We start from the raw sequence: 23,727 nt of genomic DNA on the forward strand, positions 1-23,727 counted from the left end.
CAGAGATTTAGCTAACCAACATCAAACCTAACTGACATCATAGATACCGCTAAAGCCTACCTAATCTTGTTCTTGAGAGTACTTTTCGACATGCAGATTAAGGAAGTGCATACCTGCTGAGCTCAAAATGTAATGCTTATCACCACATTGATAGAGAAAGTTTCTGTCTGCAAGGTAGTTTATAGCCTTATCCCATGTTTCTATTCCGAGTGCTTGACGAATATCATCATAAATCGTTTGTTCAGCGATTTCTTCTAGTGCCGTGCGCCCTAGCCCAATGACGGGCGTCATTAAATCATCGAGGTCAAAACCTTTGTCTACCCAATAGCGGGCGATAATCAACAACATTGCCTGGATTTTGGTGGCATTTGTGTCGGCGTCCTCTTCCGCTTCACTACGGCTAATATAGAAAAACTCGCCCTCGACATTGAAGTTAAGCGTATAGCCTATATGAAGGTAGAGCTGAGTAAAGTGATCTAAATTGTTGTAAAGCTCGGTATAGAGTGGGCTCTCTAGAAAGCTCTGCTGATAAAGGTCATAAACCTGCTTGGTGATCACCTTACCATTAACGAAGGTGGCGTATATCTGCTGGCTTTTCGCCATGTTGATTTGAGAAAAGGGGCTCATTACTGAATTACTCGCTCTGTTCGGATTTTGCGGTATAAATAAATATTGTCGCCTTGGGCGAGACGCTGACGAAAGTTGGTCATTTTGAGTGTATGTCCATCAAGCATTGCCTCACTTCGCAATATGAAGTTGAGCCCCTCCAATAGATCAACAAAGTGATAGTCAGAGAAATAATCTTTAAGGCGACGATGAAGTGAGATTGTGAGATCCTGATACTCTGCCATTTTCATATCTTTAACTAACTCAAAGATCTGCTCTGCACGCGCAAGCCTTTGTTCAGTAGAATCATCTTTTACGCTGACTAAATCCACATAACGGCTCTGCTCTAGCAAACTCCTATCCACAACTCGCGCTTCAATATCACTCACTACGTTGTTTAGGTAGGCTTCTGAACTACTGATACGCAATACTTTGGGTCTAGCTTGCTGCATTAATCCCATAAAACTTCCGTTATCACGAGCAAATTGCCCATCAATCTGGCTGCGCTTGAGGTTTTGTTTTGTGGCATCTAATTCATTCAATAACTCATTAAACGCGCCTTCAATTGCATTAAACTGTTGAAGGCGTTTTTTGGAACGCGCCAAAAACTGATCTACCGATTGAGAAACTTTGCTTATCTGTTTATGAAAGCTGTTAAAACTCACCTCATACCTTAGCATCGCATTAGCCCGCTGATGGTCTTGATGGTGATCGAACTGACTGCGTAAGCTTTGTAAACATTCAAACAAGTTCGGACCATCTTTCAAACGGCTTTTTTCATCCAAAAACTGTCTAGTTGGCAATATGTGGCGAGAAAGCAGTAAAGATATTTTTTCTATCGACTCTTGCTGAAGAGTAGAAAACACTTGTGGGTTATGAGACTTCGCAGCAAGTTCACTCGCATCGCTGAGCTCTTGGTTAATGGTCTGCATTTTAACCAAGTTCAAGCGGATGCTGTTAAGCAGCTCACTCAATTGATGAAATAACTCGTCAATTAACTCCTTGAAATCTAGGTCACTATCGCTATACAACATCGAACCCGATTGGAGCTTTTCTAGGAGTAACCGTATGCCCACGAGCTGGATCTTAAGTGCCACATCGGTAAGGTCTTGAAATAAGCTGCGGTCAAACAGACGAAATACCCCGATAACAGACCGGTCAAAAATAAGTCTACTCTCGCCTCCAAACTCGTCTTTATCCACCAAGATATGGGCAGCCAACAAGTTATCGGTAGAAAAGGCAGTACGTAATTGTTTCTGCTTCTCTTTGCTTTGTCCCTGTATGTAACGGTGCAATCTAGAGATAAAGGAAGCTTCTCTCACATAAGGCTCACCGCTCTCATCCATTGTTCGGATCACATCTCTCATGATGGTGTGATGTTCAAGCATTATGGTAAACGTAGGGATGGTTAGCAGTCGTTGATCACTCATATGCCTCTCCAAACATTTCAAGCTGCTCTCTATCCAACGTGCTTCCTTTTGTCACAAAACTTTCTGGCATGCCTGTAAAAGCAATGGTTCTTGCTTTGCTATAAGGTCTTGCTGTACGCATGGCATCTAATCGAAAATGCTGCCCAAACTTGAAGATGATCTCACTGGATGCAGAGTTAGTCGATGCGCTTAGTACTCTAAACCCTGCTTGTCTCATATTGGGCAACAGCCAGTCAAATTGAGAGCTATCAACCGAAGCACCTTCATCAATAACCAATGGAAACTGAGTAGAACAAGCGCTGTTTCTCAATCTACCAAGTAAAATTTCTACCAGTTTGATATTGATAAGCATAATGGTCGAAGTAGATTGTGATTTACTCTCCCAACCTTCTTGTCCCTGTTTTTTCACTCGGTATGAAATTCCAGATACTATCTGCTCCATCGTTAACAATGCGGCTTTGCCTTCTGGGAAGAACTTTTTACTAAAGGCCTTGAGACGTTCAATAAATTGTTCGGAGGCTTTTTGATCAGAATGCGTATCAAAAAACTCTATTTCATTCACCAAATCATCAAATCGAGCTTCCACTTTGATTTTGGCTGCTACCTCCGACAAGTCATTAATCACTAATCCCTCAAACGCACGATTAATACTTTGCTCAAATTGGCGAACCATTTCTCGATTGTTTTTTAGCTCATTGATAATGGCGTGAACAGAGTGCTTATGTTCAATAAAGTGTTTACGCAGAATATCAAACTCCTCATCTAGACCTTGATAGCGCGTTTGAAGCTGGTGAAATGCATGTTCTAGAAGCTCATCATCGAGGTGAGACAGCATCAACTTATCGTCATTTTCTAGCACTTGCTCTCTAACGAAATCTTGAAGCCTCTCTGTAATATCTGTCTTGGCTTGACGCTTACTGTTTAGACTCTCAATTCGCTTGTGCAGTGTTTCTTCCGACAAGTCCACTGTTTGGTCAGGTAAGACTGAAAAATCGCTTACTGGCAGATGATGCGCCTGAAGTTCCGCTTTGACCCTAACGCTGTATCTGGTTAATTTTTCTAGCTGTTGTTTTTTATCGGTTAGTTTGTCAGTTTGCGCGTCAAACGAGTGCTTCTCTTGTAACAACAGAGCATTTTGTGCATCAAACTGTTTTTCTAACGAGTCGCGAGCTTGTTCAGCTTCAGCGAGTTCTTTATTAATCTCTGTAAGCTGATGAGTGTCATTGGTGTACGCAAGCAACAAGCTGATTTCGTTTTGTGTACGTTTAATTTCAGCTTCAAGTGCAGAGATGTCTTTAACTCGCTCAAAACGAGACTGACTATCCATCGCGTTCAAGTCCAACATTCGCTTGCGTTTACGCTCTAGTGTCTCTTGTACCTTAGATAGGCGGATTTGATCTGATTCTCGATTGTCCACTTGGATAGGATCAAGCTCTAACCCCCAAAGTGTATAATGCTGTTCTTTCTCCTCTAATAAATCCGTAAAAGATTCGATTGCCTGTTGTTCAGATAAAGTTAGAGGTCGTGTAGGGTTAGACTCCGCCACCTCAAGGTTCACAGCGGCTAATTTCATCCAGACACTTTCTGGTAACTGATTAAACAGTTTGTATTCCTGAGCATTGATTGAAGTCAAATAACGAGCTTCCATCTCTTCAAGTTTTTCGACTTCTTGCTTAAGAGCTTCCAATTCAGCTTGTCGCTTCTCTGCATCTTGCTTTAATGCTAATGCTTGTTCTTTGTCAGCTAAGTGCTCACGATGGCCAGAAACGATTGATTCGATAGTCTCTCTTTTGTCATATTGATTAACAATTAAAGTCGTTTTTTTCACGGCATCATCAAGCTTTTTCTGTCGACGAGACAGTGCGTTAATTTCGCCTTGTAGCGTCTTTTGTTTATCAAGAGTGTCATCACACGCTTTCTTAGCCGAGCTTAACTTTCCTTTCTGTAACGTTAACCGATTCTCTTCTTGCTCAAGAGTCTGATTTTCTTGATTGATTCGGCTGCCTAGCATCATCGCGTACTGCATCAACGCATCTTCAGCATCTTTATTGCTCACTAATTGTTGATGACTGAGAGCTAGCTTTTCGAATTCAGGTCTTAGGTTTTCTATCTTTTTGAGTATCAGCTCACGACGTGACAACATCTCGTTATGATTAATAAAGGCATCAATATCGAAATTAAGCTCGTCTTTGCGTTCTTTTTTTCTAGACTCAATGATGTTGGCGACCGCTAAACGAACTGTGTCCGATCCCGTCTTCATATCAAATAACAAACGAACGAGTGCACGAAAGGCATCAACATCTGCATCTTTAGTTGAACTCAGAGGGAACAAACAAAAACGCATCGCATCAATATCGAGTAGTTGATTAGCGTAAATAACCTCTTTAATCGCAGATGAACGCACCAATGACTTAAAATACTTGTCCTCACGCTTGAGAAAAGCCTGCACTTTGCTAAGCGTTAGATCATCTACTCGACCACCAATACCATCGTCTCCGGCATTGTCATCCCAAAAAAGGTGGCGAATTTGCTCATACCTTAACGAGGTAAACATGCGGCGATAATCGAGTTTTTCTGAACTTCCGCGATAAAGTATCTGGCAGTGAGGGATAGGTCCGCCTAAATAGTTATCGCACTCTAAAATCAAAAAACTGGTGCTGCTCGGAAAGTAGTGTTCAAAACACTCATCATTAGAGTAAAAGTTGCCTTCTTTATCTGAAAAGCCGAACTTGTTTTTTGAGTCTTTGAAGTTTTCTTCTGGTAATAAAAATAATCGGATCGCATTGAGGATCGACGTTTTACCAATATTCCCGCCACCAATTAAGATACCGCCCTCTCTGAGGTCGATCTCTGCGATGGCCACTCCCGCCGAATCAATAGCAATTAAACGCGAAATACTAATAAGCAAATTGTCTATGGCATTCTTTAGCATAAATTAATCCTGTTTAAGCACAGGAAGGAAGGCTTCCTGCTCCATAAAATGACGAGTTTGGTTCATTAGATCGGCCTCAGTGTTGAGATCTAGTTCTCTGGCAAGCTTAATTGCTTTAGCTAGATGGTTACTATTCTTAGGCTTTAACTTGAAGCTACCTCTGAAAGTTTCCCAATCAACAGGAGCTAACCACTTACATTGCGGCAATGCATTTTTTAGGGACTTGAATGTAGTAAGCCCGCCAAGCTCAACATCTTGGGCACAATAAATATCTTCATAACTTGATAGAAACGAAATATTTAAGTGATGACATATTTGATTCCCGGAGCCAAAAATAACATCACTACCTTTTACCAATCCGGAGTGACCAAGAGCCTCTAGAAACTCCTGATATCTGTAAAAATTTTCAATATTCTCAATCAGGACAGCTCGCTTGCCTAAAAGCTCACCTCCAGCTCTGAACCCGTTAACATCACATACAACGACGAAGGGAATTTGAGAGTCATTGACACGATTTAACACTAATAGATGAGAGAAACTCGTCTGAAAGTCATGAGATCGACCTAACCTAGAGGCACCAACTCGATTACTTGGCTTCTTCAAATATAATTCGTTGTGCGCTTTAATATCATCAATGGTTAACAGGTAGCCATCGTGCACTCGAACAAAGCTGTAAATATTTCTCCATTTGTCATCATCAGAAAATGGCAGACATCGTCGAAAATGCTCGAGATTAATTGGTTGGCCTTGCTCTATCTTTCTTAAGTAACTATTTAGTTTCATTTGCTCGAACCCAAGTCATATCGAGAGTAGCGGGGAAATTATACCAAGCCAGCATAGACAGAAATGCGATCTCAGTAGGTTGGAACCAGTTGATTTCGATAAATTATTGACCGAATTTATCGCCCGAAATAATATGACGCTATCAGCGACAGGTAAATACTGATTACATACACACGTCGCATAACTAGACAGGAGTTAGATGATGAACAAATGGCCAATCCGCTGGGATCTACTGTTCCGCTACAGAATGATAGAAGTCATCGCGCTATGGGAAGGACGATTAACAACCAATCACCTGATTAAAAGCTTTGGTATTGGCAGACAGCAAGCATCTAAAGACATCAACACCTATCTAGCCGATATCGCTCCAAGAAACCTTGTTTATGATAAACAGCTGAAAGGCTACAAGCCCAGTGATAGCTTTAGCCCCCAAGTAACAAAGGGTCATGCTGACGAATATTTGCACATTCTTTCAAGAAGTGAAGATATTACCATCACATTTAAAGAACTCGATATGGGGTTTGAGAGTGTCTCGATGATTCGCCCTATTACTCGCAATATATCACCACAAGTCTTGCGTCCTTTAGTTCAAGCGATTAGAGAGAAGAAACGTGTCGACATAAGCTACACATCACTAAAAGACGGCATTGAAGTTGAGCGGATCATTTCACCACATACATTAGTTTGCACCCCTCTCAGGTGGCATGTTCGGGCCTATTGTGAACATGCGAATGATTATCGTGATTTTGTGCTCAGTCGCATAAGAGGCATTCCATGCCTTGAGGCCAAAAGAGTAAAAGCAAGAGAGCATGACGAGTTATGGAATACTCCCCTCACAGTTGATTTAGTGCCTGACCCACGGCTCACAAAAGCTCAGGCCAATATCGTTGAACATGACTACGGTATGGAAAAAGGTAGACTCACAATACCAACCAATGCAGCATTGGTTCGCTATGTTCTCGATGCCTATAACATTGACATCAATGTGCTGGATTCGAACCCTAAAGGTCAGCAGATTATCGTGGCTAACTTTGAGGAGCTTAAACAGTACTTATACTTCTAACTTGAAAGAGATGAAACACATTGATGATATGTACCAATTCAGATTAGATATCGCGATTATCCACTTTTCAAATCGGTACCTGCGAGATTATATCTAGGCTAGATTCCATTGTAAGGACACACACCTCAGAACCCGTCAACGAGAAGGGGATGATGGATTACCCCGTTTGTTGATAATGTTCCGTGGGTGTATTGGGCAAATAAAAAGACGTCCGTGGACGTCTTTTAAATTGAAAGCGGGCGTTGAGTGAGGAGCCTTGCTGTGTGGCATCACAAAGGGATGTCAAAGGACAACAGCACCTCTCCCGTTGTCATAACGGGAAGTGAGAATCCTGCACTAATACCCGAGTCTCGGTGAGTGAATCTGGTGCCAATACTGGCATATTGAGGAGAAAATTGTTGCGCAGAAGACATTTTACTCCATGTGCTGATGGTCAGATCTTGGTTAAACTGAGCGGTATACTCTAGTGCAAATTGAAGTTGCTTGGTGCGTATCGTCTTGCTTTGTGAGTACTCATATTCAAGATGAGAGATGAAAGACTGCCACTCCAGACTCATTTTCATCAGTGTTACCAATGCATCGTAGTCTTGATGTGTGCCGCTTAAGAGCCCTTTTTGGTATTTCACCCCGAAAACGCTGTCTAAAAGGAAATCTTGATATTCAAGGCTGTATTTTGCATCACTACCAATACGAAGCAAGCTGTTACGAAACGAGCTTTCATCGTAAAAAGCATTACTTGAATCTGAATAAGCCTCTAGTGTTTTGTGTGTATAGAGCCAATCTGAGGTCACAAATAACGCCAACGGGATACGCTCAGCATTAAACATCTCTTGCTGTATTTGAGCAGAAGCTAACCATGTACTCGCGTCGGTCTTACCTTTCGCTGAATTGGATAGTGACTCAAGCTCAATGCGACTTTGTTGGTTGCCAACCGCGAACTCAATAAACAGGGTGTCATCAACCCAGGCTTGAAAATATGGCAAAGCGGAAAAACCAGTTTCACTCGATTTGGCGGTATTTTCAGCCGACAATTTAGTTTCAAACACGCCCAAAGCGATCCCTGATACAGAGGTTGAGGTGACGGGTGCGTCCATTCCAAAGACTAAGTACTTAGTCTCTGCATCATACCCAGCCACAGAGCCGACACGTTCCTTCACCGTCTGTTGCGCCGTGAAACTAGACCAAATACGAACACCACTATCAGACGTTCGATTAGCTATATTGAAACTACTTGATGAAAGATTGGATTGACTCTTAATCGGTTCAGTCGAAGGCAACACGGCCAGTAAAAGGTTGGCTTGTTGCGTCGCGTTAGTTGCGATGTGTTGCTGAACAACCTCATGAGCGCGAGGAGTGTCCTGAACGCTATCAAGATCAGGATCGATAACGGGAGGTTCAACCGGAGCAGTACTTATTAACGTGACCTGAAGAGTGGTTTCTTTTTGTATATTGTAGTCAGAAAGGGTTCTGCCATCTTCAAGCACAAGACCAGAAAGCATCAAACTCTGGCTATCAATCGCTATGCCTTCTTTATCTTGAATTTTGGCTTTTACATTTTCAACACTATCGGACGCTTCAACATCCAAGGTGATCGTTTTTCCACTAGGCACTTTAACAAAAATCTGCATAGCAAATGCAGGAAGGGGCGCGAGTAGACAAAGCATTGAAACAACAACACTAATAGTTTTTTGCATTTTATGGATCTCAAATCATCAAGCGAGCGTTATAGCTCCGACCAGTTATAAGGTGCGAAGTATATAGAACTCTCGTCACTATTAACAATTCATTCAATAATTCGTATTGTGTGGGGTGTATCAGGATCAGAACAGTCGTGCTCGGTAGGTAACGGAACAGCCGCTGCACTCTAGTTCGCAAGGGCACTCACCTTATTTGCGAGAAGTTTAAAGCGCCTGTCCTTTTAAAGCTTTTAAGCTCAAATAACCGACTCCCCAACCTTCAAGAATGTAAATGATAAGAATTCATATTTAAATAAATTAAAGTTATGATATAACATAACACTTTAACTACTGACTATTACTCTTTGAATCATGAAAAAAATCCTTTTGTTACTTATTCTTGCCATTGCAGCTTTCTTTGTCTGGCAAACGGCCTCCACTCCAGAAAAAACAAACAAGCTGGTTGTCTCTGGGCCTTTTGAATTCCATGGTATTGATCTGTCGAAAGATGGCAGCGTATTTAGCCGCTTGGGTGTGACTCAATCGCTAACTGGGTTGTTACCTGACGGGAGCATCGAGCCCGTACTCGCCAAAAGTTGGACACAAAACGAAGCTGGCACAGTGTGGACGTTTGAAATCAGGGATGGCGTCACCTTCCACAACGGTGAGCGATTAACGGCTAGAGATGTGGTCGCTTCTCTCACTCATGCTCGCACTCAGCCAGGGATCATTAAAAATGTTCCAATTAAGTCTATCAGCGCGAATGGTATGACCGTCACGATCGAACTCGAATCTGCCTATCGCCCACTCTTGAGCACTCTCGCCCACTTTACGCTTGGTGTGGTTTCAGCCGACTCATTTGAGAAAGAAGGCGGCCTGAGTGTATTAAATGGTACCGGACCATTTTCAGTCGCGTCTATGGTGGCACCACACAAATTAACCCTTAACAAATTTGCCCAGTACTGGGGGACACCTGCGTCGATCGACGTGGTTGAATATCAAGCAGGTCACCGTTCAGAAAGTCGCGCCCTTCAGGTTCAGAGTGGTCAAGCCGATATAGCCTACTCCATTGATGCGATCAGTAAACAAGCCTTATTGAGTGGCGACAACGCTAAAGTGGTCAGTGTCAGCCTGCCTCGCACTATCCTGATAAAAGTAAATAACTCGCACCCATTACTGGAAAATGTTCATGCACGTCAAGCGATGAGCCTAGCCTTAGATCGCACCGGTATTGCCAATTCCGTATTATTTGCACCAGGAAGCGAAGCCTACCAATTGTTCAACACCAACCAATCCGCATGGCACTTGGACAATCTTGCCAACAAGCAAGATATCGAGAAAGCTCACTCGCTGCTCGCCGGGTTAGGTTGGACAATGAATGATCAAGGCGTGCTAGAAAAAGATGGCACTACTTTTAGGCTTAATCTGATCACCTATGCCAATCGTCCCGAGCTGCCTATGGTTGCAACCGCACTGCAAAATCAGCTCGCGAAGGTGGGTATTCAAGTTGATGTCTCAATCGAAAATTCGAGTGCCATTCCTTCCGGACATCATGATGGCTCGCTCAACTTAGCGATTATTGCGCGCAACTTCGGTATGGCAGGAACGCCTCTTCCGCTTATCTACAGTGATTTTAGTCGCCCAGAAGGAAGTGACTGGGGCCATATGAATTGGAGCAATGCTCAACTTAGCGACAATCTGGAGAAGTTGATTTCAACGTCTGCGGAAGATGTTAACCACCAATATGAGCAGGACACGGCGCGAATCTTAGCCGAAAACCTGCCTGTGATTCCGGTCGCTTATAGCACTCAACACACGGCTGTTAATAGTAAGCTGTCCGGTTTGGTCCTTGACCCATTTGAATTGAACTACCGATTAGAAGGTTTGAAGTTCAATGATTAAGCTTTTACTTAACCGACTTGCTCAAGCCAGTTTTGTTGCTTGGGCAGTGGGGACGTTAACTTTCTTGATGATGCGCTTCTTACCCGGCGATATGGCGTATAAAATCGCCGCTGAGCGCTATGGCTATGATTATGTCAACCAACAAGCTGCTGAGGCGGTTCGCACCGAACTTGGACTGGATAGAAGCGGCCTAGAACAGTACTGGACCTGGCTTGTGGATTTAGTCCAACTTAATCTCGGTAAGTCTTTGGTCAGTGGAGAAAACGTCTCTTCGATGATAGGTCACTATCTTTCCTATACGTTTATGTTAGCCGCAACCGCATTAGTCATTTCGCTGCTGATTGCCTTTCCGATGGGGATCCACTCTGGAAAGCATCCCAGCAAGTTTATCGATAAGTTCGCGCTGGGATTCTCCGTGTTGTTTCGTTCAACACCTGTCTTTCTTCTGGGCTTAGTCTTGATGATCGTGTTTGGTTACCAGCTTGGTTGGTTACCGGTGACTGGATTCGGGCAGCCCCAACATATCATCATGCCAAGCCTCGCGTTAGCATTAACCTTGGCTGCATTATCAAACCAGATGATTCGAAATGAGACTTGCTCTGTCTTTGCAACGGCCTATATGCGTTTTGCTCGCTACAAGGGCTTAAATGAGCAGCAAGCTGAGCAGCATCATTTAACCCCGAACGTCACCCTGCCTGTGATTACCTTCTTAGGTGTTCAAACCATTAGCTTGATTGAGGGAATCGTGATGATTGAATCCCTGTTTGCGTGGCCTGGTATCGGTCATGCTCTGTCACACGCTATTTTTGCTCGTGATATCCCGGTCATTCAAGCTGCCGCGTTAGTCATGGGCTTATTGTTTGTCGGCATTAACACCATCATCGATCTGTGCCAGTACGCTATAGACCCTCGAGTCAGGCAGGAGAAATTAGTCCAATGAGTTTCAGTCGTAAGCAAATCTTAGCCTTTATCCTGCTCGGTTTAATGATTCTTTTCACTCTCTATGGAAAGCTTGTTTCAGGATCAGATATCGCGACTCAAGACCTGAGCAACGCTTTTATGACGCCTAACCTTTCAGAGCCTTTGGGCACCGATCATTTCGGCCGCAGTAACCTTGCGCGATTAGCGGATGCGATTTCTAACTCGCTGCTACTTGCCGCCGCTAGTGTGTCACTTGCCGCAAGCTGTGGGGTTGTACTCGGGGTTTTAGCTGGCTGGTACGGTGGGTGGATTGACCGAATAACCTTAGTGTTGATGAACATGGTCATGGCCTTGCCTGGACTGGTTCTGGTGCTCCTTTTCGCCGCACTCATTCCGGGTTCGGTGACGTTTTTGTTCTGCGGTATCGCGCTGACGATGTGGGCTGATTTTTTCCGTGTGATGCGGAACAAATCTCAACGTTTATCTCGTGCCGATGAGTTTGAAAATTCGACCTTGCTGGGTTTTGGTCGATGGTACCGTTTTCGGGTTCACATGTGGCCATATTTAAAGCAAGACATTTTTACCTTAGCGTGTTTTGGTGCCGCCAATGCCATTCTTGCTCTTGCAGCGCTTGGTTTTCTATACGTGGGCATGCGCCCGCCCCATGCAGAGCTGGGTATGATGATGGTCGAGCTGTTCCGTTATTATCAGGTTGCACCATGGGTACTTATCCAGCCGATCGTTGCGCTCATGCTATTAATTTTAAGCTTCTATTTCCTCGCTAAAGGACGCGAATCATGAATCAGTTAACCATCACCTCCCTGGCTGTTTATCAAGATGGAAAAACACTGGTAAATCCGGTTTCGATGTCACTTAAACGTGGTGAATCCATCACCATTTTGGGCGAAACGGGCTCTGGTAAGAGCATGTTTAGTAAGGCGATTATTGGCGACTTACCCAGTGGATTTCATGCCGAAGGTCGCATCGAGTTGAATGGCCAATCGCTATTAGATATGCCGAAACAAGCGCATCAGGCCTTGTGGGGTAAGTCGATCGCTATTCTGCCGCAAGAACCCCGACTCTCGCTAAGCCCGCTGATGACAGTTCAACGCCAGGTCGCCGAAGTTCATCAACTGGTTTTAGGCCGTAAAAAAGCGCAAAGTACCCTGCTTTCCAAGCAAGCCTTTCAGGCGCTTAGCTTAGAGCAACATAGTCGCAAACACCCTGTCGAATTGTCTGGAGGAATGGCTCAACGCAGTGCTTTTCTTGCCGCGACAGCCGCAAATGCGACACTATTGATCGCAGATGAACCTACCAAAGGGCTTGATGACAAAAGTAAACAACAAGTCATCGATCAATTGTTGGCGCATAAAGAAACGGGCAGCCTTATCACCATTACTCATGATCTTGAGGTGGCAAAGGCACTAGGAGGCAAGGTTTATGTGTTGCTTCAAGGAGAGTGGGTTGCGCAAGAGATGACATTTGATCAACTTAAGAACAGCACCAGCGATAGTTACACCGCCGGGCTATTCAATCCGCATCAGGCTGCCAGTCAACCAAGCCAACGCTCACTGGGTGACGTTGTGATTGAGGCAAAAAAACTTAGCATGGGTTTTGGTCGTCAGCATCTGTTCAGCGATCTTTGTTTCACACTCAGGCAAGGAGAAGTATTAGGGCTCTCTGGTGCGAGTGGTTGTGGGAAATCGACCTTATGCGATCTTCTGTTGGGTCTGAAAACGCCGTTATCTGGCACGATAGAACACCAAGTGACCTTTGACGTCGGTCAGAGACTAAAGCTCTATCAGGATCCACCGCAGTCATTTTCGGCTTCCTTTACCCTTATACGCCAGTTAGAGGATGTGTGTCAGCGTCACAATATCGATAAGAGTGAGATTGACAAGTATCGACAACGGCTGAAAGTGAAGGCCGACGTGCTCTCTCGGCTACCTTCTGAAGTATCCGGTGGCGAGTTGCAGCGCGTAGCGATATTGCGCGCGCTGCTCCTGAAGCCGAAATTACTGATTGCTGACGAGCCGACCACCCGTCTTGATCCTCATATCGCACATCAAACCATGAAGCTACTTATCGAAAGTATGCAAGAGATCGGATGCGCGTTGGTATTAGTCAGCCACAACCACTCCGAATTAGAGCGCTACTGCGATAAACGGCTCTGTTTCGAAGGGGATGGCATCGTCGTTGCAGCCGAATCGCTAGTTGCAGGGACAGACACCTTAAGTCTTTCATCGTAAAAAGCATTACTTGAATCTGAATACACGCAAGTCAATCAATTGGGGCTTTTTATGTTTGGTATTTCAATAGTTTGATCTAGGTTGTATTGATATTGCTTATTTTTGGCTAGTTTTGTCATTAGGGTAGCGAGTCAATACCCACGATTCAGGTGGGATGCAAATCAAGGTGGTGCCAATGAATGACTGCATGCAACGGTCAACATACGTCAATTTGTCCGGCCATAAATTAGAGTATTTACTCACCTCCGAGCTGAATCGATTGGGATTGGATTATTTTGTGCTAATGATTATCGACGCCAGTCAAACCCCCATCTACCAATATGTTCATGGTTTTTCTATGCGTCAAATGGCTATCTATCAGCAACACATCGACCATGATGCTTTTTTTCACCACTACATGAAGATGGGATTGATGGGAGACTTAACGTACATGCAACAGATGCTACCGGTAAAAACCATTCGCGACCCAATTTTTCAAGATATTTTGGTACCCACACTTGACCTTCACCATTCTCATAGTGGATTGGTACGTCTAAACCATGGACACTACCTGATGCTAAGTAGCCATGGCGACGCGAGGTTAAGTCCGCGTGACCAATCTCAGTTGCAAAACGTTTGGCAGTTTCTAGGTTGTTGGGGCAACTTTTGGTTAGAGGAGCGCGAGATGGAGAACCGCTTTGCTCAATTAACCACACACACCTCTCCAGGATTGCCATTAGAACTGTTAACCAGCGCGGAGTTGGCAGTCCTCTACTTGCTGTCACAAGGCTACGATGGCAGCGAGGTCGCCAAAATACGTAATGTATCGAAAGAGACAGTGCGCAGCCAAATCAAACAAATCTTACACAAGACCGACTGTCGCCATCAAAATCAACTGCTGAGTCGTTATTTTTTTGAGCGTAAACCGGCACCAACTGAGCGATGGATAAGCCCTCCTTCACGTCTAGCGGAATTGATATAAATCAAGCCGAGCGCAGTTAAGAATCATTCATCCCCCAAATGGGTGATGAGCTTTAACTGACTGCTTTCTAAGCTGATTGTGACCCAATGAAGTGCGCAATTGCTAGGGAGGCAAAATGAGAGTCAACAAGGTCGCCTTGGCGCTAGGATTAACTGGTGCCCTGTTGTTAGTCGGGTGTGACAGTGGCGGAGATAACCCCTCTTCCACAGGCTCCACCACGGCAACACAATACTCAGTCAAAGCCATCGATGGTTACTTACGTAACGCGAAGGTATGGCTCGATATTAACCAAGACTTCCTGCATGACGCAGAAAGTGAACCGAGCGCAATAACCGGTGAAGGTGGCGTGGCGTTGCTCGATGTCTCTGCGATCCCAGACTATCAAAAATATCAAATCGTGGTGCACGCTATTGCTGGTGAAACAATCGATGAAGACACCATCAATAACTCAAATCCCGGTGGTCAAGTGATGCAAGGCAGCATGGTACTTTCTGCGCCCGCCGGCGAAGCCAACATTACGCCACTGTCGTCGATGGTCAACCTAATCATGAACAAGAACCCGACGGCACTATCTGACCCCGAGCAATATCAGCAGCTCAAGCAACAAGCGGCTAATGAAGCAGCCAGTTTACTTGGGCTTGATCCTGACGCTCTATTTGATGACTACCTTGACCCCGCCACTCGCAACGAGAAATCGACATTTGCGGCACAAAACATCGTCAAATCCGAGCAGGTATTACCTTCTACCCCACAACAAATGGTCAATCTGGTTCAGGATGTACAAAGTGCGGGAAGCAACGCGAGTCAAACGGTTCCTGAACTCATGGTCGTTGAAGCGGTGAGCAACAAAATCAAACAGGTGTTAGATAACACCGAAGAGGACCAGCTCGCCAATACACCAGCGCCGGTCCAGCCTCCTAGTCAGGATAATCCCCCCTTGGATGATGATGGAGACGGTGTGCCAAACTCGCTCGATGCCTTTCCCAATGATGGAGATGAATGGTTGGATAGCGATGGTGATGGTGTGGGTAACAACCAAGATGCATTCGCTTTTAACCCCAATGAGATAAAAGACTTTGATTTGGATGGTGTAGGTGACAATGCTGATTTGGATGATGATAACGACGGCTATCCAGACGAACAAGATAGTGAGGCTAACAATCCCAATATCGCAGGTGACCACGACGGGGACGGTGTAGACAGTATTATCGATCTATTCCCCAACGATAGCGAAGAGTGGGCCGACAACGATGGTGACCAAGTAGGTGATAATGCCGACCTATTCGACGACGATCCAACCGAATGGGCAGACCAAGATAAGGATAACGTGGGGGATAACAGCGACGCCTACCCTGATGACAGCACCAAATCCGTCGCCGACACTTATCAAAGCAACGGCGCACATCGAGCCGTACTTAACATCAATCATCGACAACCTATGTTGCTTAATGTTGCTGTTAGCAAACGAGTCGAGCAATTAAATGATGGCTCGCTGCGCACAACGCTCAACCACCTTTACACCGCAGATGACCACCAAGTCTATGGTCAAACCGAGAGTCGCGAATGGGCTTTGGCAGGAAACTTTACCCGAGTCCACGAATTTAGCTTTGACTTTAATCTCGATGGCAACGCACAGTTCGAGGGGCAACTGCTTGATATTGGCAGCCGCAGCCCTAGTGGTAACACTGAAACATTTTGGCGTTATGTCGACGAAAGCGATGCCAGCCCTGAAGGAGGAGTCAATGGTGATGGTCAACGTGAGTTTGACCGACTTGATTTCAGCTCACGTCAGCACCCCACTGAATTAACAGGCATCGATACCATTCAGCACTTTAACCTAAACATTGCGACCAATAACAACCAGCAAGTCGTGACCACGACAATGAAGCAGTTTGTGGTAGCAGGATTCGACTTAAATAACGGCCAAACACAGCCACAAGATTATATCAGCCATAATCGTACCGTGATCCAGGACCTTATCGATATTGAAGTCGAAGATAAGCAAGATTGGGAGGCCGATGGCACCATCAACACAGTTTTAAGCCTCACCAACAATCAGGATGGTAGCTATGAGTATGGGTATGCCCGTCCGATCTGGGATAATCCACAAGATGGTATTCATGAGGAGTACGCCGACTTTAACTACACTGCGAACAATTGGGACAACTTAACTAGCTATTGGTACGACTATCAAATACTTACCCGCCCTGATGGAAGTCAGCAACATTTCGGCCAACGATTTGTGCTTGCTGATGACAACACCAAACGAGTGGATGAACAGTCGCCAGAGGGTTATCGCTTCCACTGGTGGCAAATGGACGCTTATGATGTTTCTGACACTGAACGCAATGAGTATGTCACTTGGGCACATCTGGCGCTAGATGATTACAACTTTACTGCAGCAAGTGACAACATAGGTCAGTCTTATCGCATCTACAGCCGCCAACAAGATGATATTTGGACAACCCTCTCTTTTGATGAATGGGGTAGCACCGATGTCTCTCAACTTGCGGAAAGAATCGAAGCAGCTCGCTCTGGTGGAACATCGATGTACGACATAGATGGTTCAATCATTCCAGGCTTGAATCGTTATGCCGCTTCATTGCCCAACGAGACTTTCCAATACTTAGCAGACGGCTCCCCACGTCAATGGTTTGCGGTTACTCAAGACCCACGCTTGACCGATGGTACGCCAACCGTGGTTCCTCTTACCTTAACCGACGATGGTGTTTTGCCCGACAGCTATGTTGTCAGCAACGGTCCGGATCTTATCTTAACCGCTCCGATTGACGGCAATAATATCCAACCAACACCGAGTGCTTACTATCGCCAACGCATAGATATGTATAACTTAGACATGGTTCCACAACGCTTTAGCTGGACCAGTAACCTTGGTCAATTGTTTACCGATCAGCAGGTGGCAGAGCAGCGTTTAGAGCAAGTCCTAAATCCTAGCTATCGCCTTTGTGAATCGCAAAACTTACTGCTCCAAGGTGACGTTGATGAGTATAGTGACTATCTAGCAGCAGCGTATATCTGCGGTTACATCGGTATCGATAGCAGCTATTTAGAAGGACGAACGTTGCACTATCAGGAGAGCGATACCTTCTGGCTTAGCTATAAGTTCCTCGCCAACGGCAGCGGCGATTATTATGAATCAGATGGTTACCGAGACACCTTTAGCTGGGCGATTGATGATAATGGTATAGTGTCGATTAATAACGGTGGTGACCAAGAGTATTTCGCCTACATCGCCCAGCAAGGAGGGAAGTTTAGTTTACTTGGCTTCTTTAGGTGGCAAGACGATGGTGTAGAGTTTAGTGAGATCAGTGGTATGGAACTGACCACCTACGAGCCGAATGTGTCCATGGCCAACAGTTGCTCTGTACAAAACTCCCCGTGGGATGAAGACAAAGACAAACCAGCTGCATATGGCACATTGCAAGATTATGATTCAGCCTTGGTCAGCTGTTATCAACAGATGGGTGATGGCAGTAAGCTCAACGCCGAGTTGCTTGCTGGTATAAACCCCAATGTTCGCGGCAACTGGCTCGTCGGTCATTACGCAGATAGCAATGGTCAACGGATCTTTGTTGAAGAGGAGCAAGTCTACTTTAAACCCAATGGAGAAGGTGCGTTTGTCGATGCACAAGATGGTGAGTTTGGTTTTACTTGGTATGTAGTAGATGGGCGGTTAACGATAGAAGTAACCCACCCAGAATACACTGGGTCGTATGAACTTAACGAGCTAATTAATTCAGGCAGTAGCGACTTATCGTTCAAAACCTTCTGGTATGACATCACATGGCCCGATGTCAGCTCCGGACAAGGGGAAATCCTAGATCAAATTTATCGATTTGATGGTTATCGGTAGGTAATACCATAGAGGCTGCTTATATGCAGCCTCTTCGTTAGTCTGATTCGGTGGCTCATCAAAAACCACTGCCTACATTGAAATAAATAGCATTTTCTTCATCACTCATCGCATGGTTCATGCCTATGTGTAGGCCATAATGACGAGCAATCGGCTGTCTTGTTCATCGCCACTCCGTTGGGTCGCTTGATCCCGCGCCATAAAAACGACTCACTAGAAAGTTGCAGCAAAAGTTGCAGGGACAGACACCTTAAGTCTTAGCTCAACTCTTTGAATGGGAATCACATTTTCCGTTTTATCTCTAAGGAATACTCAATTATTTGTATAAGCTAACCTTACTTTTAAACCGGTTTTGTAGTCTGATGGGATTTTTGTTTTAGTCACTATTAATCATATGAAGAATCAGAAAGTCGCGTTTTATCTGCCCAATGGCAACAACTATCAAGCTGAGCTGCCACTTTGGTGTATAGCGAGAGAAGATCGAACAATTTCTAACAAGCCTTGGCTAGAAACTTCTTGGATTGGCAAAGCGGGGTATAGGAGTGGGCTTGCTCTGTTTTGTTCAAAATTGGATGCTTATATTCAATGTATACGTATGAACGCAAATGGTGACGAAGCTTTAAAAGGAAAGTGGAAGGTTTATTCGTTCTCCGATCTCAATCGTTTAGAAATGTCGATCAATATGAAATTTAACTACGGGCATGACATGTTTGGTTTCTCCCTCATTTTTGGATTTGCCTCTTCTGCTGATGGAACGCTCCTTAGTCGTAACGGAATATTTGCGCCAGTGTCGTATCACTTAGACGTTTCTTTAGATACGCTCATTGAAATAGGGAAGGAAGAAACGATTACATTCCCTAGTTCGAATTTCAAGCTCATCAGCGAGCTATTTGATACCGAAGTTGGAGACTATCTGACTCTTGTCAGAGAAGTGAATAAGATGAATCATAAAACGATAAATGATCTCGCAATTCAACATTTCAAAAAAATCAATTTTCAATGCCCAGAGCACTCCCCCTCGATTCAAGAAGAGCGCTACGCTTCATCGTGTTTCCTATTATTAGGCTGGAAAACCATTCAACATTAACCAAAGAGTATTGTTATGAAGTTTGTTACTAAAGGGACAGGAACCACAACAGGCGGTGTTGTACTCGAAGGTCATAATGATGTGATTGTTGAAGGGAAGCCTGCAACCTCTATTCATCAATACGGCTCTTGCGCCTCTGGGCGTAAAAGCTGTAAAGGTAAAGGGATTATTGTTCCTGTCGGCAATGGTAACAAAGTCTATCTTCCTAATGGGCAGCAAGCGGCACTAAGTGGATATCAAATTCTGTGTAATTGCCCAGATAACTTCATTCTTGAGTCAAATAGTTCGGTTAATGTGGGAGAAAATGTAAGTTTTGGTTCAGGTGTTTCGATGACGTCAGCACCTTCGAACCAAAGCCTTAATAGCCAGCAATTAAGCCCCTCAAATGCATCTACGGCTTCTCAAGCTGCTACTCCTCAGATAGACCCTAAAAATGCTTATTGGCCTCCTTATGACTTTACCGCGAAAGAAGGTGAAAAACAGATAGAGGTGATTTATCGCAGTCAGACAGCAGAGATCGCGATCTTTACGCCTGAAGAATGGAAAAAGCTATTCGAGATTTGGGACTTTAATGGTGATGTTAAGACGGTCAAGGACTCGCTAACAGGCTTGTATAATGCCAGAGAAACCGCCAAAGCACTTGGTGGTTTAGGTGTGACTGCGATAGTCAGAAACGTCGATGGTGTCGAGTATCTCTTTTTAAATAATTACGATAAGTTCAAACAGACGATTCTGCATGGCGGCGTTTTCCGTGCCGATAATGCTCAAGTGGTGAAAATGGGGATAGGTGCTCTTGATTCCGTGAAAGGCATGACCCGCTATGTTAAAACTTATGCCCCAGCCGAATTTCTTATTGGCTCAGGGATCAATGGCCTTAAATATTTATTAACCGATGACTATACACTAAGAGAATTAGGTGTTGATGAAGCTAAGCTTTTGGTTAATGCGGTAAGCGTTGCTGGCACAGCTCTAGTCTTGGGTAAAATAGTCGCATTTGGAGCTGGATTGCTATCACTTCCTGTAACTGTTCCCGTTTATTTAAGTATCCTTGCTTTCTCTGCTTTTGGGGTATGGCTTATTGATAAAGAGACCGATTTTGAAAAAAGATTAGTGGAGGCTGTAGTTGATGAATTTGATGGCGAATAAAATAGGTTGTGTCGCTTTTGTTTTAACTGCATTTGCAATGTCGGTTATTACTTGGTGGGTTTATTGGCAATTTTATATCGCACAAATTTTTAATCCTTCATCGGCATTAGTTGCTGACCCACTATATTTTATGTCAATAATCTTTGGAGTGTCTGGTTCTATTCTTGGCATGACCACTTTACTATCCTTGCCTTTAATCATATACGTTTGGTATAAACAAGCTGAAATAACGTTGACTCCTCAACCTATGACAATGCGTTATTTTACTTTGCAAAATATAAAGAAATTTTTTCTTATAGTAACAATCATAGGCGGTGGCTTTGCCTTCGTGTCTAACATCATCTTACTTCACAAGATCATTCCTGATAACGGCTATGTGCTTTGCCCGAAAAAGATCGGCTACAAAAAGAATTTACTTCGAGATTACGTTCTAGATGTCAGCCAGTGTGAAAAGTTTTAGGTAGAAAAGAGTTCTTACTCATAAAAGGTTCACGGTGACGCTGAGCCTTATTCTTTGGCGTGAAGGCTTTATTTCATTGGGAGGTGCAGCATTGCTTACGGCAGCCTTTGTCCCTGCAACAATTGGCATTTTGGCTACAGGTACAATTTTTGCGATAAGTTCTTTCGGTTTAGGTATAGCTGTAGATGCTATTGATGAACACCTTGGGTATTCAAAAGATTTTACCAATGCCGTTAAGGAGTATTTTCAGTGAACTATGTGCGGATTATTGGTTGTGCGTTAGTTAGCCTTTTCGGCTTATTTTTAACATACAGGCAGGTTTCCACTGCATTTTCTGATGGGAATATAATTAAAGTAGATAGCTTACTTAATATGTGGGGGAGCTATGGGATGTTATTGGTTTTTTTCTATCTCATGCTTTACCACATAAAGCATTCTCTAGCACCCTCATTGGCTATTGGCAAGCCTGAAACAGCTATATTAGTTATCGCGATAGTGGTTTCGCCATTGTTTGCGATGGGAACGTATAGCCAAGCTCAAGCTAACGTAGCTAACTATGTGGAATGCAAAAGTGAACGCAAGCTCTCCAGTCGTTACTCTAGCCGAACCTATGCAATAACTGAAGATCTGTGCCAAACGCTAAAATCCCAAAATGATTAACTACTCTAGCTAGTTAGGAGCAAATTTGGAAAATATTATTGTCTTAATGTTTCTTATCGTTTCTGGATGGTTGGCAATATCGAGCCTATTCTTTTTCTTCTTATTCGTTATGGTTTGGTCGGTTTTAAAACTACAGAAACATGAACTAATACAAGGACGTTATGCTGTATTGAGGTTGCCAACTTTCCTTCATGGGCTATCGATTAGTATGTCTTGTTTCATGGAAGAAAAGGCGTTTCTAAAGCTACAAGCTGGATGGCTCAAAAGTTCTTTAAAATTGATGAAGCTAAGCTTTGGGTTCATGCCGTTGCTGTTGTAGGGGTAGCATTAGTTGGCGGGTTATTTGTACCCCCTACTGTTGTTGCTAGCTTGATGGTTCTAGCCGTGTCTAGTGCTATCGTATGGGGAGTGGATAAATTAACTGACTTTGAGACCAAACTAGTAGAGGCAGTTGCCAATGAGTTCTGTGACTGATCAAAAATCAAATGAAATGAGTAAGAGCCAAAAGTTATTTTTCATTATAGCCGCATCTATCCTTATGCCTCTGATTAGCTCTTTATGTATATGGGGGGGCTGGACTTTATTCATTAAACAGATGATAACGCCATCTCCTGAACTAATCGGAGATCCATTATATGTTATGTCAGCTTTCTTTGGTGCTAGTTTTCTTATCGGTTCTTTTGCAGGGTTTTTTAGTATATATAACGTGATTTTATGCGTTAGGCAAAAGCGGATTTTTCAATTATCTAGGGAAATTAAACTACGGAAGTATTACAAAGGTGTACTAATTTTGGTAGCGATTGGTGGTGGCTTCGCTTTCATCTCTAACATCATCTTACTTCACAAGATCATTCCTGATAACGGCTATGTGCTTTGCCCGAAAAAGATCGGCTACAAAAAGAATTTACTTCGAGATTACGTTCTAGATGTCAGCCAGTGTGAAAAGTTTTAGGTAGGAAAGAGTTCTTACTCATAAAAGGTTCACGGTGACGCTGAGCCTGTAAAAGCGACTTAAGCTCTGGCTTGGTAATGGCTTTAGTTGGTCGAACAGGCTGCTGTTCTACTGGTAAAAAGATACAATGCTTTGCGTGAGGGTAATCGATGGTTTGATAGCATGTGTGAGCTCCAGTGTGGGCTCTTGCTATCTTTTAGAACATTCAGATATGAAAAAAGGCCTGATAAATCAGACCTTATAGAATATGGCGGTGAGTGAGAGATTCGAACTCTCGATACGTTGCCGTATACACACTTTCCAGGCGTGCTCCTTCAGCCACTCGGACAACTCACCGTATTGTAGGTTGGTTTCGTTAACCAACGAGGCGCTAATTTAATGATTCTATTAAGTTAGGTCAAGCCCAATCCCGAAAAAAAGCGCTGTTGTTGGCTTGTTTGCTCACTTACTAGCTAATTCGTTCATGATTAGTCCAACTGAAGCGGTTGCGGCTTACCAACTAGGCTTGTTGATAGTAGCCCGGTACTCGGAACCACTTGCGGCACATATCAAGGAAGTAACCGTACAGTACGCCCATGCCACAAGAGACAATAGCGTTAGACGTTACAGCCGTAATAATTTGATCCGTTGAAGCGCCTACCGTGAACAGGATGGCAGCATAAACCGGAGACTGGAACAGAACATAAGCGATGAGGTCAGCTAGGTTTTTCGCCACACCAGAGTCTGAAATGCGTCGGCCCTGACGAAGCATAAAGTCACGGAAAAGCCCATATGGCCACGCAATGGCGATATTGACAGGAATAGAAAGCGTTCTTGATGCCAGCGATTGCTCAAAAGTCATTCCTGAAATAAAGATCTCAATGATCATTCCAGATACAAAACAGAACACTACCATTGCAAACGTATCTGCAGCCGCGTTACGGATGCAAAAAGGCCCACGAGCTTTCATTTTTACCCTTACCTCAACATAAATTACTACAAAAACAACGACACAATAAAACTTTCAACCACAACCAGAAAGCACA

20 protein-coding genes and 1 tRNA gene are annotated in these 23,727 nt (G+C 44.0%); 14 read left to right on the plus strand and 7 right to left on the minus strand.

What is annotated here, in order from left to right:
• Positions 1-60: 60 nt before the first annotated feature.
• From ACQEXT_RS06660 to ACQEXT_RS06675, 4 genes are read right to left on the minus strand one after another with little or no spacing between them, the layout of a single operon-like run.
• Positions 61-627 carry a condensin complex protein MksE gene (locus tag ACQEXT_RS06660; protein ID WP_426951169.1) on the minus strand — a complete coding sequence of 189 codons (567 nt, stop codon included), beginning with the start codon at positions 625-627 and terminating at the stop codon, positions 61-63.
• Positions 627-2,036, minus strand: coding sequence for a hypothetical protein (locus ACQEXT_RS06665; RefSeq protein ID WP_426951171.1), 1,410 nt, complete (start codon positions 2,034-2,036; stop codon positions 627-629). Before ACQEXT_RS06665 ends, ACQEXT_RS06660 begins: the two co-directional genes overlap by 1 nt.
• The gene (locus ACQEXT_RS06670; RefSeq protein ID WP_426951172.1) at positions 2,029-4,968 is read right to left on the minus strand and encodes a hypothetical protein; all 2,940 of its coding nucleotides are present in this window, start codon (positions 4,966-4,968) and stop codon (positions 2,029-2,031) included. Before ACQEXT_RS06670 ends, ACQEXT_RS06665 begins: the two co-directional genes overlap by 8 nt.
• A 3-nt stretch (positions 4,969-4,971) precedes the next feature.
• Positions 4,972-5,751, minus strand: a complete 780-nt coding sequence (locus ACQEXT_RS06675) for a hypothetical protein (RefSeq protein WP_426951173.1) — start codon at positions 5,749-5,751, stop codon at positions 4,972-4,974.
• Positions 5,752-5,953: 202 nt separating this feature from the next.
• Between ACQEXT_RS06675 and ACQEXT_RS06680 the strand changes: the two genes are divergently transcribed.
• Entirely contained in the window at positions 5,954-6,814 is an 861-nt protein-coding gene (locus ACQEXT_RS06680) for a helix-turn-helix transcriptional regulator (RefSeq protein ID WP_426951260.1), read from the plus strand.
• A 269-nt stretch (positions 6,815-7,083) separates the two neighbouring features.
• Here the strand turns inward: ACQEXT_RS06680 and ACQEXT_RS06685 are convergent, their stop codons facing one another.
• Entirely contained in the window at positions 7,084-8,508 is a 1,425-nt protein-coding gene (locus ACQEXT_RS06685; RefSeq protein WP_426951175.1) for a ubiquitin-like protein, read from the minus strand.
• A 354-nt stretch (positions 8,509-8,862) separates the two neighbouring features.
• Here ACQEXT_RS06685 and ACQEXT_RS06690 point away from each other — a divergent pair, with 354 nt between their 5' ends.
• The 13 genes from ACQEXT_RS06690 (at position 8,863) to ACQEXT_RS06750 (ending at position 22,702) form a co-directional block, all read left to right on the plus strand.
• Positions 8,863-10,392: an ABC transporter substrate-binding protein gene (locus ACQEXT_RS06690; RefSeq protein WP_426951177.1), complete on the plus strand. Its 1,530-nt coding sequence runs from the start codon at positions 8,863-8,865 to the stop codon at positions 10,390-10,392.
• A complete protein-coding gene (locus ACQEXT_RS06695) occupies positions 10,385-11,332 on the plus strand; it encodes an ABC transporter permease (protein ID WP_426951179.1) in 948 nt (315 codons plus the stop codon). Before ACQEXT_RS06690 ends, ACQEXT_RS06695 begins: the two co-directional genes overlap by 8 nt.
• Positions 11,329-12,114: an ABC transporter permease gene (locus ACQEXT_RS06700; RefSeq protein WP_426951181.1), complete on the plus strand. Its 786-nt coding sequence runs from the start codon at positions 11,329-11,331 to the stop codon at positions 12,112-12,114. The genes ACQEXT_RS06695 and ACQEXT_RS06700 overlap by 4 nt, the downstream gene beginning before the upstream one ends.
• Positions 12,111-13,562: an ABC transporter ATP-binding protein gene (locus tag ACQEXT_RS06705; protein ID WP_426951183.1), complete on the plus strand. Its 1,452-nt coding sequence runs from the start codon at positions 12,111-12,113 to the stop codon at positions 13,560-13,562. The genes ACQEXT_RS06700 and ACQEXT_RS06705 overlap by 4 nt, the downstream gene beginning before the upstream one ends.
• A 187-nt stretch (positions 13,563-13,749) precedes the next feature.
• On the plus strand, positions 13,750-14,523 hold the full coding sequence (locus ACQEXT_RS06710) for a helix-turn-helix transcriptional regulator (RefSeq protein ID WP_426951185.1): 774 nt from the start codon (positions 13,750-13,752) through the stop codon (positions 14,521-14,523).
• Positions 14,524-14,638: 115 nt separating this feature from the next.
• Positions 14,639-18,397 (plus strand): hypothetical protein, encoded by a 3,759-nt coding sequence (locus ACQEXT_RS06715; RefSeq protein ID WP_426951187.1) that lies wholly within the window; start codon positions 14,639-14,641, stop codon positions 18,395-18,397.
• Positions 18,398-18,791: 394 nt separating this feature from the next.
• On the plus strand, positions 18,792-19,484 hold the full coding sequence (locus ACQEXT_RS06720) for a hypothetical protein (RefSeq protein ID WP_426951189.1): 693 nt from the start codon (positions 18,792-18,794) through the stop codon (positions 19,482-19,484).
• A 15-nt stretch (positions 19,485-19,499) separates the two neighbouring features.
• Complete coding sequence (locus tag ACQEXT_RS06725; protein ID WP_426951190.1) at positions 19,500-20,630, plus strand: PAAR domain-containing protein; 1,131 nt, start codon at positions 19,500-19,502, stop codon at positions 20,628-20,630.
• The gene (locus ACQEXT_RS06730) at positions 20,611-21,090 is read left to right on the plus strand and encodes a hypothetical protein (protein ID WP_426951192.1); all 480 of its coding nucleotides are present in this window, start codon (positions 20,611-20,613) and stop codon (positions 21,088-21,090) included. Before ACQEXT_RS06725 ends, ACQEXT_RS06730 begins: the two co-directional genes overlap by 20 nt.
• A gap of 34 nt (positions 21,091-21,124) precedes the next feature.
• Positions 21,125-21,343, plus strand: coding sequence for a hypothetical protein (locus tag ACQEXT_RS06735; protein WP_426951193.1), 219 nt, complete (start codon positions 21,125-21,127; stop codon positions 21,341-21,343).
• Positions 21,340-21,750 (plus strand): hypothetical protein, encoded by a 411-nt coding sequence (locus ACQEXT_RS06740; RefSeq protein ID WP_426951195.1) that lies wholly within the window; start codon positions 21,340-21,342, stop codon positions 21,748-21,750. Before ACQEXT_RS06735 ends, ACQEXT_RS06740 begins: the two co-directional genes overlap by 4 nt.
• 255 nt (positions 21,751-22,005) lie before the next feature.
• Positions 22,006-22,224 carry a hypothetical protein gene (locus ACQEXT_RS06745; RefSeq protein WP_426951197.1) on the plus strand — a complete coding sequence of 73 codons (219 nt, stop codon included), beginning with the start codon at positions 22,006-22,008 and terminating at the stop codon, positions 22,222-22,224.
• Complete coding sequence (locus tag ACQEXT_RS06750) at positions 22,208-22,702, plus strand: hypothetical protein (protein WP_426951198.1); 495 nt, start codon at positions 22,208-22,210, stop codon at positions 22,700-22,702. The genes ACQEXT_RS06745 and ACQEXT_RS06750 overlap by 17 nt, the downstream gene beginning before the upstream one ends.
• Before the next feature lie 248 nt (positions 22,703-22,950).
• On the opposite strand, the gene ACQEXT_RS06755 is transcribed toward ACQEXT_RS06750, so the two are convergent.
• Both ACQEXT_RS06755 and ACQEXT_RS06760 read right to left on the minus strand, forming a co-directional pair.
• Positions 22,951-23,038: transfer RNA gene (locus ACQEXT_RS06755), tRNA-Ser, on the minus strand.
• Positions 23,039-23,201: 163 nt separating this feature from the next.
• Complete coding sequence (locus ACQEXT_RS06760) at positions 23,202-23,651, minus strand: L-alanine exporter AlaE (RefSeq protein ID WP_138972460.1); 450 nt, start codon at positions 23,649-23,651, stop codon at positions 23,202-23,204.
• Positions 23,652-23,727: the final 76 nt, after the last annotated feature.

It is taken from the genome of Vibrio sp. TRT 29B02 (genome assembly GCF_050113655.1).
Classification (GTDB): Bacteria; Pseudomonadota; Gammaproteobacteria; order Enterobacterales; family Vibrionaceae; genus Vibrio.